The organism is Carnobacterium sp. (assembly GCF_032094055.1).
GTDB lineage: Bacteria > Bacillota > Bacilli > Lactobacillales > Carnobacteriaceae > Carnobacterium_A.
Genome location: NZ_DAMDAK010000094.1, coordinates 1 through 214 on the forward strand (window position 1 = coordinate 1; position 214 = coordinate 214).

Consider the following 214-nt stretch of genomic DNA (forward strand, 5'->3'; position numbering starts at 1 on the left):
CTTGGTATGGTAAAGGAAAGTAAAAAGCTTAAAATAAAGAACAGAGAACCTACAAAAATTTGTGGATTCTCTGTTTTTTATTGACTTACTCTAATTGCATAGGAATCTAGCAAAATTCTTGTCATAACTTGTAGAGGTAGCCTAGAGCGCACTTCATAATCTGGAAAATAAGAGATAGAGGACTTAAAACCAATAAAAACAATTTCAGAAAGAT

The 214-nt window shown here is 31.3% G+C and carries 1 pseudogene; it reads right to left on the reverse strand.

The features are described 5' to 3' along the window. Positions 1–77 precede the first annotated feature (77 nt). Positions 78–214 (reverse strand): annotated as a pseudogene (locus tag RT405_RS11745) (MurR/RpiR family transcriptional regulator); the annotation flags it as partial.